This is a genomic window from Arthrobacter sp. TmtSoilC48 (assembly GCF_059739425.1).
This window is the reverse complement of record NZ_AP046049.1, coordinates 1,295,666-1,308,017: the sequence shown is the minus strand read 5'-3', so window position 1 is coordinate 1,308,017 and position 12,352 is coordinate 1,295,666. Positions and strand designations below refer to the sequence as shown.

Annotated in this window: 9 protein-coding genes; 7 read left to right on the top strand and 2 right to left on the bottom strand. The window is 62.8% G+C overall.

The window, feature by feature from the left end; all coding sequences use genetic code 11:
- Positions 1–85: 85 nt before the first annotated feature.
- The 4 genes from AC6I97_RS06305 to AC6I97_RS06290 all read left to right on the top strand — a co-directional run bounded on the left by AC6I97_RS06305 (position 86) and on the right by AC6I97_RS06290 (position 6,033).
- Entirely contained in the window at positions 86–2,266 is a 2,181-nt protein-coding gene (locus AC6I97_RS06305) for a transglycosylase domain-containing protein (protein ID WP_497944416.1), read from the top strand.
- A gap of 98 nt (positions 2,267–2,364) precedes the next feature.
- Positions 2,365–3,096 (top strand): glutamine amidotransferase, encoded by a 732-nt coding sequence (locus AC6I97_RS06300; RefSeq protein WP_224165349.1) that lies wholly within the window; start codon positions 2,365–2,367, stop codon positions 3,094–3,096.
- 168 nt (positions 3,097–3,264) lie between these two features.
- Positions 3,265–4,521, top strand: coding sequence for an MFS transporter (locus tag AC6I97_RS06295; protein ID WP_497946954.1), 1,257 nt, complete (start codon positions 3,265–3,267; stop codon positions 4,519–4,521).
- 189 nt (positions 4,522–4,710) lie between these two features.
- Positions 4,711–6,033: an ammonium transporter gene (locus AC6I97_RS06290; RefSeq protein ID WP_224088915.1), complete on the top strand. Its 1,323-nt coding sequence runs from the start codon at positions 4,711–4,713 to the stop codon at positions 6,031–6,033.
- Positions 6,034–6,065: 32 nt separating this feature from the next.
- Here AC6I97_RS06290 and AC6I97_RS06285 read toward each other — a convergent pair whose 3' ends face one another.
- The gene (locus tag AC6I97_RS06285) at positions 6,066–6,662 is read right to left on the bottom strand and encodes a DnaJ family domain-containing protein (protein ID WP_497944415.1); all 597 of its coding nucleotides are present in this window, start codon (positions 6,660–6,662) and stop codon (positions 6,066–6,068) included.
- A gap of 137 nt (positions 6,663–6,799) precedes the next feature.
- Between AC6I97_RS06285 and AC6I97_RS06280 the strand changes: the two genes are divergently transcribed.
- The gene (locus tag AC6I97_RS06280; protein WP_497944414.1) at positions 6,800–7,150 is read left to right on the top strand and encodes a VOC family protein; all 351 of its coding nucleotides are present in this window, start codon (positions 6,800–6,802) and stop codon (positions 7,148–7,150) included.
- 145 nt (positions 7,151–7,295) lie between these two features.
- Here AC6I97_RS06280 and AC6I97_RS06275 read toward each other — a convergent pair whose 3' ends face one another.
- Positions 7,296–9,617 (bottom strand): SulP family inorganic anion transporter, encoded by a 2,322-nt coding sequence (locus AC6I97_RS06275; RefSeq protein WP_497944413.1) that lies wholly within the window; start codon positions 9,615–9,617, stop codon positions 7,296–7,298.
- Positions 9,618–9,918: 301 nt separating this feature from the next.
- Between AC6I97_RS06275 and AC6I97_RS06270 the strand changes: the two genes are divergently transcribed.
- Both AC6I97_RS06270 and AC6I97_RS06265 read left to right on the top strand, forming a co-directional pair.
- The gene (locus AC6I97_RS06270; protein WP_497944412.1) at positions 9,919–10,992 is read left to right on the top strand and encodes an acyl-CoA dehydrogenase family protein; all 1,074 of its coding nucleotides are present in this window, start codon (positions 9,919–9,921) and stop codon (positions 10,990–10,992) included.
- Positions 10,986–12,344 carry a PIG-L family deacetylase gene (locus AC6I97_RS06265; protein ID WP_224088920.1) on the top strand — a complete coding sequence of 453 codons (1,359 nt, stop codon included), beginning with the start codon at positions 10,986–10,988 and terminating at the stop codon, positions 12,342–12,344. The genes AC6I97_RS06270 and AC6I97_RS06265 overlap by 7 nt, the downstream gene beginning before the upstream one ends.
- Positions 12,345–12,352 lie beyond the last annotated feature (8 nt).

Sequence of the window (12,352 nt, the reverse complement as noted above, 5' to 3'; positions counted from 1 at the left end):
CGGCCTCGGAGCCATGGATTGACGGCGTCCGCAGACGTATTCTGTAGCTACTTTTCAGCCTGACATCTCGACGGAATGGCACGAAATGGCGCGGAACAAGGGTCCACGGTTAGGTCTTGGCAAGGTCCTTCTGAGGATCTTCGGGTTTTTCTTCGTGAGCGCCCTCTGCGGGGTGCTGATCTGCGGCTTCATGGTGCCGGTGGTTCAGTTCACCAGCACTACCATGGGCGGTTCCATCGGCTTTTACGAAAGCCTTCCCAGCCAACTGGACGTTGATTCGCCGTCCCTTTCCAGCACCGTGCTCAGTGCGGATGGCCAGCACATCGCCACGTTTTATGCTGAGAACCGGGTGAAGGTACCTCTGGATCAGATGTCACCCTTCATCCGCCAGGCAATCGTGGCCATCGAAGACAGCCGATTTTACGAACATCCCGGAGTAGATGCGCAAGGGATCATCCGCGCCCTGACATCCAACGTGACCAAGGGAACCCGGCAGGGCGCGTCCACCCTGACCCAGCAATACGTCACCAACGTGCTGAACGAGTCCCGCCTCTCGCAGGGTCGGCCCGAGGACGTGGTGCTCAGCGGGGACAAGACCATGGGTGACAAGCTGCGCGAGATCAAGCTGGCGTTGGAGCTTGAGAAACGCTTCAGCAAAGACCAAATCCTTGAGGGGTACCTGAACATCGTGTTCTTCAACCGGAACGCGTATGGCATCGAAGCTGCTTCACGCTACTTCTTCAGCACATCAGCAAAAGACCTCACATTGCCACAGGCCGCGCTCTTGGCCGGCCTGGTGAACGGACCCAGCGTCTATGACCCAACAACCGCCCCGGAATCAGCGTTCGCCCGCCGAAACCTGGTGCTGGACAGGATGTTGGAACAAGGCAAGATCACGCAAGTAGATCATGACGCGGCAGTCGCCAGCCCCGTTGAGCTGAAAATCACTCCTTCCCTGCAGGGCTGCGCGGGCGCCACCATTGCCATCTACTTCTGCGATTACGTGTCCCACCTGATCCTCAACAATGAGGCCTACGGCGCAACCGTGGAGGACCGCGAACGACTCCTCTACCGGGGCGGGCTCACCATCACCACCACGTTGGACAGCCGGTTGCAGGCGGCGGCACAAGTACAAGTGGATGCCTCTGCAGGCGCGAACCCGGACAAGTGGGGTGCTTCGATGACCACCGTGCAACCAGGCACGGGAAAGATACTGTCCATGGCACAAAACACGGTGTTCGTTCCGCAGGACGGGAAATTCGATACCCAGTTGAACTTCAACGTGGATGCGAAGGACGAAAACGGTAACGACCTCAACGGTGCCGGTGGCTTCCAACCCGGCTCCACCATGAAGCCGTTCATTTTCGCGGAGTGGCTCAACGAGGGCAAGTCGCCCACTGCCGTGGTGGATGCTTCCCGCCGGGTCTACCCGGTTGGCTTCCCCTGGCGGTCCAGCTGCGGCAAGGTGCTGGGTGGATACAGCACTGCGCAGAAGGCCCAAAACCTCGGCGCGGATGATGACCTGCAGAACAACGACGAGGGCTACTACCGCCCAATGCCCATCAACTACGGCCTTTACAACTCCATTAACACCGCCACTTTCGCTACTGCCGCCCAGTTGGATTTCTGCGGCATCCAAAAAATGGTGGACGCGGTCGGTTTGCACAGCGGCTTGGACAACGCCCAGATCAACATGCACCAGATCGGCAACCTCCTGGGGTCCATCGGCGTCGCTCCTGTTGTCCTGGCGAGCGCCTACGCAACATTCGCCAACGATGGCACCTACTGCAAACCAATCGCCATCACCGACATCAGCGACTCACAAGGCAGGAAATACCCGGCGCAAACCCCTGAATGCAAGGAGACGGTGAAACCTGCTGTGGCCCGTGGGGTCACTGCGGTGCTGCAGGACGTCCTCAAGCTCGGATCCGGCGTCTACATCGAACCCAAGGTACAGAACCAGGTCCCCGTCGCGGCCAAGACCGGTACCTCCAACAACAACGGCGCAACCTGGGTGGCTGGCTTCACCACACGGCTCGCCACGGCCTCATTCTTTGGGGATACGACGGCGGGACAACAGCGCGCGGGACAGAACGTCACCATTAACGGAAAGTTCTACAAGTCATTGGATGGCTACATGATCGCCGGCCCGCAGTGGGCCAACTACATGATGCAGGCCACCGCCCTCTATCCGAACGGTGCGTTCAACCCTCCGGCTCCCCCGCCTTCCCCTGGTCCGAGCACGTCACCGGCCGCACCTCGCTGAGTGGGTCTGCGTTACGGGGCCCGGTCTGCGCGCCATTTCCGCGGCCCAGCCGGCAGAAAGACTTTGAAAGCCAGTCGTTCCTCCCGCAGACTTGGCCTGTGAAGCCCTTCCTTTTGTTGGCCACGCGCGCCGAAGACGCGGCAGCGGATGACGAGTACCAGGCTTACCTCCGGTACTGCGGGCTCCAGGCTGAGGAATTGGTCCGCATCAGGCTCGAGTCAGGACCATTGCCGGCCATTGACTTGGCCGGATACTCCGGTGTGATTGTGGGCGGCAGTCCCTACACCTCCAGCGACCCTGTGGAGGAGAAGAGCCCGGCCCAGCTTCGCGTCGAAGCTGAACTCTCAGCCCTCCTGGATCGCATCGTGGCCGAGGACTTCCCCTTCTTGGGTGCCTGCTACGGAGTTGGAACCCTGGGTGTTCATCAGGGAGCCATCATTGATCGTCGCTACGGTGAACCGGTGGGTGCCACGGAGATTAAATTGACCGCGGACGGGGAGCGCGATCCCCTGCTCAAAGGCCTGCCCCACACCTTCGAAGCATTCGTCGGGCATAAGGAAGCCTGCAGCAAGCTGCCGGGAAACGCCGTGTTGCTCGCTAGTTCCGCAGCCTGCCCGGTGCACATGTTCCGCATCAAGAAGAATCTCTATGCCACGCAATTCCACCCCGAACTGGATGTCGACGGCCTGATCACCAGGATCAACATCTACAAGAACGCGGGCTATTTCCCGCCGGACGCTGCTGATGAACTCATCGAAACCGCCAAGCAAGCCTCGGTGACGGAACCGATGCGGGTCTTGAGGAATTTCACGGAACTCTACGCTCGCTAGGGATCTTGCGAGGCCTGCTCTGCACCCCATGAAAGGGGTTTCTGTCAGAGCCTCCCTCACGCGCCGCTGGCTGGGTAGCGTTGGGGTTACTCACGCACATGCCCACAAACGTGATTCATCCATGAGGAGCAATCTTTGAAGCAGGACCCTTTGGCGGTCGAAACCCAGGTGCACGCGACACCCGATCAAGGAAAGTCAAAGCCAAGCCCAGCGAAAACCCGGGCAGCGGACAAGATCCCTTGGGGCGGCCTTTTGGTGCTTGCTGCCGCGGGCTTTACGGCTGTCACCACAGAGCTGCTTCCGTCCGGGCTGCTTCCCCAGATCAGCCGGGATCTGGGTGTGGAGGAATCGGCTGTAGGTTCCCTGACCGCAGCATATGCAGCAATCATCGTCTTCACCGCCCTTCCCTTGTCCCGACTCCTGGGCGGGCGGGTCCCACGGAAGACCCTGTTGATCGGGACCGTACTTGCCTTTGCACTTAGCAACGTCTTGCTGGCATTGAGCCCAAATCTTGAAGTGGCCATCGTCGCAAGGCTGTTGGGCGGTATTGCCCATGGCATGTTGTGGTCGAGCATGGCACCGTATGTGGCGCGCATCGTTCCTGCCCACTCGGTGGGCAAGTCCATGGCCGTCGTCTTCAGCGGAACCAGCATCGCGTTGGCAGTCGGGGCTCCAATAGGCACACTGATGGGCACGCTCATGACATGGCGGGTTTCCTTCGTGGTCCTGGCCGGGGTTGGCGTCCTGTTGGCAGTTTTGGCGTTCTGGCTCCTGCCTGCTGCGCATGATCCGGGTACCCACAAGACGCCGTCGATCCGGGCGGCGCTCAAGCTACCGGGCGTGATCGCCGTGGCCACCGCTTGGCCACTCTTGCTGCTGGCACACTTCACACTCTTTACATATGTTGCCCCTTTCCTGCTCGCCTCCGGATTGCCCGAAGCCCTCACTGGCATTTCCCTGTCCGTGGTGGGAATCTCGGGCTTGGTCGGGATCTGGATTGCCGGCCTGACCGCCGATTCCCGTCCCCGGCGTTCGGTGATTACCGCCGTCGGGCTTCTTTTGCTTGCCTTCGCGCTGCTTCCGGTTCTGGGCGGCACATGGGTGGGGGTTTTCGCGCTGATGGTCGCCTGGGGTGTTTCCTTCGGAGCGATCGGCATCTACAACCAGGCGGCGATCCTTCGCGCCGGCGGGGAGCACAAGGATGCGGCCAACGGCCTCACAGTAGTGACCATCCAGCTGGGGATCGCCGTCGGTGCCGGTTACGGTGCTTTGGCGCTGACCACCGTTGGGGCTCAGCTGGTGCCGCTGGCCGCGGCGCTGCCCACGGCGATTGCCTTGGGGATCATCATCTTCAGCAGGCGTGGCGGATACCCGGGAGGGCCTCGCGAAACAGGACCGCGCGAAACAGGGCCTCGCGAAAAATGACCGCGCGGGAAGCGTCGGTAACATCCCTGAAACATGCCAGTCACCTGATCTTCACGAACGTGGGGTTTCTGTAACTTCCCTGCAACTTAGCTCTTCTGAGTCGGAAACATAGCTCACCGAATATTGATCGGGGGGTAGTGAGGGCCGTGCAACAACGGGCCCGTTCAGGCTTGATCAGAAGGGAACGCAGTGGAGATCTCTGCGCAACACGTCTGGCTGATGTTGTCATCGGCAATGGTGCTTTTCATGACTCCGGGCCTTGGCCTTTTCTACGGCGGCATGACCCGCGCCAAGGCAGCGCTCAACATGATCATGATGAGCTTCATCTCTGCGGGCATTGTTGGCGTGGTGTGGGTCCTGTGGGGATACTCGATGACCACCGGCGACGGCTTCCTGGGCCTGTTCGGCAACCCCTTTGCACACTTCGGCCTCCAGGACCTCATGGGTTCGCCTGACCTCCTCAAGGTAGTTTTCGCGGCTACGTTCGCCATCATCACTGTGGCGCTCATCAGCGGTGCCATCGCCGACCGTGCCAAGTTCGGCGCGTGGGCGCTCTTCGTCCCCATCTGGGTAACCGTGGTCTACTGCCCGCTGGCTTACATGGTCTGGGGCGGTGGCTTGATGAGCGCCGGCGGAGCCGTCACGCAGATCTTCGGCCAGGTGATCGACTTCGCCGGCGGTGCCGTAGTTGAGGTCAGTTCAGGTACCGCCGCTTTCGTCCTCGCATTGATCGTGGGAAAGCGTCACGGATTCGCCAAGGACCCCAACCACCGCCCCCACAACGTCCCGTTCATCATGATCGGCGCAGCAATCCTCTGGTTCGGATGGTTTGGCTTCAATGGCGGCGCTGCAACCACCGTTGAGCAGGCAGGCCTGATCTGGGTCAACACCCTGGTGGCTCCTGCCGCTGCGATGCTGAGCTGGTTGGTCACGGAGAAGATCCGCCACGGACACCCGACATCGTTGGGCGCGGCCTCCGGCGTTGTTGCCGGCCTGGTAGCCATCACCCCTTCCTGCGCCAACATCACCCCACTCGCGGCCCTTGGCCTGGGACTCGTTGCCGGTGCTGCCTGTGCAGTGTTCGTGGACCTGAAGTACAAGTTCGGTTTCGACGATTCCCTTGACGTCGTGGGCGTGCACTTCGGCGCCGGCGTGATCGGCACGCTTTCCCTTGGATTTGTTGCCTTCCCCACGGAGGGAGTGGCCGGTGGCCTCCTTTACGGCGGCGGCGTTCAGCAGCTCGTGGCACAGACAGTTGCCGTGCTGCTCACTATCGCCCTCTCTGGCCTGGGCACCCTCCTGATCGGCCGCGCTATTGACAAGACAATCGGCTTCCGCGTGGCCCACGAACATGAAGTAACCGGCGTGGACCTCACCCAGCATGCAGAGTCTGCCTACGAGTTTGGCCTCACGGCCCACGGCCACTTCCGCCAGCAGCAGGCGCACTTGTCGTCGCTGATCAAGGGTGGACGCAAGGAGTCGGAGCAGGCAAAGGAAGACAGCTTCGCCTAGCCGCATCCCCGACGCTGGGGCCGGATTTCGTATCAGCCGAAGCCGTTCCAGAGCCGCTGCCACCAAGTACGTTTGATTGGTTCCCCGGGCTCCGGCTCGGGCGGCGCCGCCGCGGCACGTCGTCCGCGCCAGCGTTCCAGCTCGGCGTCAACATCCCTCAGCTTGGTGATCACTGGCGGCCCACCCTGGAGCTGTCGACGAGCCTCAACGACCCGCTTGTTGAAGTCCTCAAGAATGTCTCGGACCTGTTTCTCCGTGTACTGCTGATCCAGCTTCGCGTCGAGTTCAGCGTCTTCGATCCGTAGGAGAATGGCTGGCGGGCCGATCCCGCTGAGTTGCTCGCGCTGGATCAGACCTTTGACCCACCAGTCCGGGTCATAGTGCTCCCCCAGGCCCGGGATCGGCTTGCCGGCGTATTTGAGGTTGTCGAATTTGCCCTGGTTCATGGCATCCCGGATCAAATATTCGACCCGCGCGGCGTCGTCCACCTTGCGGCGTTTCTCCCGCTCCTCCGCCTCTGCCGCCTCAAGCTCTGCATCTTCCTCGGCATTGCCGCCCCACGATCGGACGGCCCGCAGTTCCGCGCCCCGTTCGAGCTTCCGCCTGAAGGCGTTGTTCCCGGCGCTCACGTTTCGCCACCTCCTCGCACGGCAGTCCTCTCCTGCCGGAAATCGTGGTTCCGGCTCCAGTATTCCGCACTTTGCTGGGCCACGGGGAGGGCTGGGGGCTACTCTCAATCCAAATATCCCCACAGGAAGGGCCGCGCGTGACTACTGTTTCCAATGCATTCATTCCCGTCTCGGATCCGGGCCGGGCAGCCATGTGGTATTCGGAACACCTGTTGCTTCGGATTGTCACCGTTTCGGAGTGGTCGGCAGTTCTAACGGGCGACGGCGGTGCCACAGTTACGCTGATGGGTCCCCTCAGCGGGATCGCGGCTGAGCCCGGGCTGGCTTGGGCGACGTGCGGATTCCTGGTGGAGGACCTCACGGGCATGCGGGATCGTTTGCTCAGGAACGGACATGGTGTGTCGGTGGTGGAGGGCGATCCTGACGTGTGCTTGTTCTTCACCGTCCGGGACCTCGACGGGAACGTCCTGCTGCTCACGGACCGCTAGGCTCCCTCGTTCCACGAACGCCGAAGCCTGTTGCTTCACGCCCCCCTTTGACAGCCTGGCGGCCCCGACACGCCGCAGTTAACGGCGTGTCGGGGCCAGCGTCAGCTCAAAGCAGGTCGTGAAGCAACGCAAGCCAGCTGGCAGGCTAGTGAACGGCCATGCTCGGATCCAGTTGCTCGATGCCCTGGGGAGTCACAAGGACCACGCGGGCCGTGCAAATGTCGTAGAACAAACCCGTGGCCTGCACTCGTCCAGATGCCAGGGCTGGCCCGGTGACCTGGTGCTCTTCGAGCTTCTGGAGCTGGACAGCTACGTTCACCATGCTGAGCTGGTCCAGGCGGCTGTAGCCCTCAGCTTCGGCAGCAAGGGCCACAGGATGACCGTCCAACAGCGCGCGGTAGCTCGGCCGGGCGTGCTCCAGCCAGGCATCGAAGCCCCCACCCAAAGCTGCGGCCGCACCCTCGGCGTCGGCGATAACGGCCTTCATCGCGCCGCAATTGGAGTGGCCGCAGATCACGATCGAGTCCACGGACAAGCCCTTGACCGCGAATGCCAGGGCAGAATCGATCGAGGCATCCCGGCCATCACGGCACACTACGTTGCCGATGTTCCGCAGTGTCAGAAGGTCGCCGGGGCCGCTGCTGGTGATCAGGTTCGGATTGACGCGGGAGTCGACGCAGGCAACAAACAAGGTGTCCGGGTTCTGCCCCTCGGTCAGGTCCTGCACCAGCGGGCGAACCTTGTCTGCGTAGCGTCGATGGTATTTGTCGATGCCAAGGAGGATCGACCGCAACGGAAGCTGCCCGCCGTCGTCGTGCGCTTCCTGGTGGGTACCATCCAGCGGCGACGACTGCCAGGAAGTCCTGGGTGGCAGCGGGAATTCGCGTGGATCCTGACGCTGGGGAGTGCTGTCCGCGGCGTCGGTAAAAGCGGTGGTTCCGTGTTCCTCCAGCATCACCGAGGCGCCGCTGGAGCGGTGCTGCGTCTGCCAGGCGACCAGAACCTCGCGGAAGGCGTGATCAAGGTAATCGGCGTTGAGTTCAACCACTGCGTCCTGTCCTTCGGGCACGGAGTGAAGCACGCGGTTCAGTCGGGGCAGGGCGAAGAAGCTGCAGGACCCGGCGACCGTGACCCGCCACGGCAGCTGCTCCCCGGCGGGAGCATGGGCATGGATCTGGGCACGGAGTACCCGCCACAACACGCAGAGGGCCGCGAGTGCCAGGCCGATAATGACGCCCTCGAGCAAGTTCAGGACAACAACGCATGCCAGCGTGACCACGTAGACCAGGAGGTCGCCGGTGCGCAGGCTGGTTTTGATGTCGGCAACCTTGATGAGCTTGGCGCCGATGACGAGCAACAGGCCTGCGAGCACGGACAACGGAATCAGCTGGATGAGACCGGCGAACAGTGCAGAGAACACCAGGACCCACACGCCGTGCAGGATGGCGGACGCGCGGCTCGCGGCGCCGGCTTCAACGTTGGTGGCGCTGCGGACGATCACGCCCGTCACCGGGAGGCCGCCGAGCATACCGGAGACCATGTTTGCCGAGCCTTGTCCGACGAGTTCCCGGTTGAGGTTGGTGCGCGTGCCTGCATGCATCTTGTCCACCGCCACCGCGGAAAGCAGCGATTCGATGCTTGCGATCAGGGCTACCGTGATGACCGCCATGACCGCACCACGCCAGTTACCGTCCGGCAAACTGGGAAGGGCGACGGCGTCGAACAGGGAACCGCTGAAGCTGATGCGCTCGACGCTGGGCGCAACTGCTGCAGACAAAGCGGTAACAGCGACGACGGCGGCAAGCGGCCCGGGAATCTTCCGCACCGCAGTGGGCAGGTATTTCCACGCCAGAAGAATCGCGACGACGGCCAGTCCCAGCAGCGCCGAATGCAACTCGACATTGGTGATGGCCGCTGGAAGTGCGGTCAGGTTTTCGACGGCGGACCCAGCGGCCTGGCCGCCGAGCAGCACATGCAACTGCTGCAGGATGATCGTGATGCCGATGCCAGCGAGCATGGCTTTGACCACCACCGGCGACACTGCCAGTGCGGCCCGGCCTACGCGGCTGACACCCAGCAGCAACTGCACGACGCCGGCGGCAGCCGTAATCGCACACGTCACCTGCCAGCCGAACTCGTCAACCAGGCCGGCAACGACGACGGTCAGGCCCGCGGCGGGACCGCTCACCTGGAGTGGAGAGCCGCCCAGGCTGCCCGCTACGATTCCTCCGATGGCAGCTGCGATGAGCCCGGCCATGACAGGTGCTCCGGAGGCCGCCGCGATGCCGAGGGACAGCGGAAGGGCAACGAGGAAAACCACCAAGGACGCGGGGAGGTCGGCGCCGAGGTTGCTGAGGAAACTTTGGGCTTTGCGCGGGCTGCCGGACGGGTTCTTGCCGGGCGGATTCTTGCCGGGCGGACTGTGGGAGTCGGTTGATATGGAAGCGGAGTCGTTCGGCTGTGGCACTGGAATTCCTAAGGCTCGGGAACATTGACTCCTCCAGCGTAGGAATCCTGTCATGTTAAATGACAAGATGATGTGATTCTTGTGACAAAACTTGTGAAAAGGCTGCGTCATGTGGCGACAAAGGGGAACTTTTCCGCGGGCGGAACTCGTTGGAAACCCAGCGCAATGCTCACCTCCGTCCCACCTCGGCGCGATGCAATAAATGGCTCGACACCTGGGAAGTCGGCAGTGATGCCCCTCCGCCGTCGTTCTTGCTTCTCGCAGCCCATAAACTAAGGCTCCTTAGTTTAGGCTTGAGTCCATGAGCGACCCCGAAGCCCAACCCGTACGCATCAGTTCCGAGTCCGTTCAACTTCAAGCCCTCGAACCCGTACTCGAACAAATCCGGGCGGCCGTGGGTAACATCCCTGAACTGTTGGCCATTGCCGGGGAGATAGGACACACTGTTCCGAAGCCTGGCGAGGGCAACACAGCCAAGCTCTGGGAACTCCTGGCGTCCGTCACGGCCGTGGACGTGGCCGCCGGACGCGTCCTTGAACCCCACCTGGACGCCCTCGCGATCCTGGCCCAGTCCGGTTCCGAAGCAATCGCGACAGGCCCGTGGGGAGTCTTCGCGGCCGAAGGTCCCGGCATGAAACTCGAGGCCAAGACCGACCCTGCCGGAAACTACGTACTCAACGGCGCCAAACCATGGTGCTCGCTGGCCGCCCAGCTGGACAATGCCATCATCACAGCCCACACGGAGGGCAACGGCAGGACGGCCTTCGCCGTCAGCCTGAAGGACCCTGGAGTATCGTGCGAAACCCCGAGGTGGACCAGCCGGGGCCTGCAGGAAATCCCCAGCGGCACCGTCCACTTAGAGCATGTGAAGGCAGCACCGGTGGGCGACGAGGACTGGTATTTCAAACGTCCCGGCTTCGCGTGGGGTGGCATGGGAGTGGCCTCGTGCTGGTTCGGCGGAGCCGTGGCAATGGCCCGTGACTTCAGGGCAGCCCTGGCCGCGGGCGTAGGAAACGGCCGGAACCCGGACCAGATCGCCCTCGCTTCACTGGGCGAGGTGGACCGGATCCTCACCTCCGTCGGCGGATACCTTGCCGCAACAGCCGAACGGATCGACGCCGGCCGGCTGGCCGATTCAGGTGGAGACGGCTCCAGCGCCTGGAGCGAAGCCTTGCGCGTCCGCGGGACTGTTGCCGCCGCCGTCGAACGTGTCCAAACGGTTGTGAGCCAGAACCTCGGACCGGGCCCGCTGGCTTTCAACGAGGCGTACGGAAAACGAATGGCGGACCTGTCCTTATACATTCGCCAGCACCACGCCCTGAGAGACGACGCGCAGTTGGGCGCCTTGACTCTGGATGGGGACGCCGGATGGTGAGCTTCTCGCACGCAGACACGGGAACAACCGAGGCGGAATGGGCGGCCAGCGGCGTCGCTGCCTTGCCGGAGTTGCCGCTGGACGCAAGCGAACTCACAAGCATGGCCTTTGTGGTGCTCGCCGCGCACCCGGACGACGAAACACTCGGCGCGGGCGGCCTCCTGGCCAAGCTCCACCACAGCGGGGCCACCGTGAAGCTCCTGCTCTGCACTGCCGGCGAAGCGTCGCACCCGGAGTCGCAAACCACGACGTCGGAACAGCTTGCCGCTATCAGGCTCATTGAGTTCGACACGGCTGTGTCCGGGCTGGCTCCCAGCGCGGCGTGGCAATTCCTGGAGCTGCCGGACGGGCGGCTGGCAGCCCATGAAGATCGAATCGAAGAGGCGGTTCGCGGAGCAGCGTCAGGCCATCCGGCGGACAACGTGGTGATCGTGGCGCCGTACCGGTCGGACGGGCACACAGACCACGACACCTTGGGCTCGATCGCAGCCAGGGTTGCCGCCGCCGGAGGCCATGGCCTGCTGGAGTACCCCATTTGGTATTGGCTCTGGGCAGGACCCGGCGATGCCGCTTGGCAGTCATGGGTACGGGTCCCGTTAACAGCGGCGGAGCGGGACGCCAAGAACGACGCGATGGGCGCCCATGCCTCGCAAGTGGAACCATTGTCCGAGCAGCCGGGTGATGAGACGCTGCTGTCCGGGACTTTCCTGGAGCACTTTTCCCGCCACTTCGAGACCTTCGCCTGGCACCCATTCACGGCGGGGAGCAACACAGCAGCAGACGCCGAGCGGATCTTCGACGAGGTCCACTCCCGTGAAAAGGACCCGTGGGACTACTCCTCCAGCTGGTACGAACGCCGCAAGCGTGCCCTGACGTTGGCGGCCTTGCCCAAGGAGTCGTATGATTCCGGCCTGGAAGTGGGCTGTTCCATCGGCACGCTCAGCGAGGAACTCGCCCGGCGCTGCCGGCAATTCCTTGGAGTGGACGCCAGCAGCACGGCATTGCTCCAGGCAACACAGCGGCTCTCCGGATACCCGTCGGCCGAAGCCCGCCGCCTCACTGTGCCGGATGAGTGGCCGGAAGGGACCTTCGACCTGGTGGTGTTGTCCGAGACGGGCTATTACCTTTCGCCGGAAGAACTGAGCGAACTACTGGACCGGATTCGAGCTTCCACCCGACCCGGCGGCACCCTGCTTCTTTGCCATTGGCGGCACCCGATCTCGGGCTGGCAACTGGACGCAGAGGCAGTTCATGCAATGGCCCGCAGCCATCTTGCGTGGCCCGCGCATGGGATCTACCGGGAAAGGGACTTCATGCTGGAGATCCTTATTGCCCCGAGTGAAACGCTGTGACCACTGCG

Bases quoted from the DNA above. Each gene is read 5' to 3' on its own strand.
- AC6I97_RS06270 (WP_497944412.1), top strand. From the start codon at position 9,919: ATGAGCGACCCCGAAGCCCAACCCGTACGCATCAGTTCCGAGTCCGTT.
- AC6I97_RS06305 (WP_497944416.1), top strand. From the start codon at position 86: ATGGCGCGGAACAAGGGTCCACGGTTAGGTCTTGGCAAGGTCCTTCTG.
- AC6I97_RS06265 (WP_224088920.1), top strand. From the start codon at position 10,986: ATGGTGAGCTTCTCGCACGCAGACACGGGAACAACCGAGGCGGAATGG.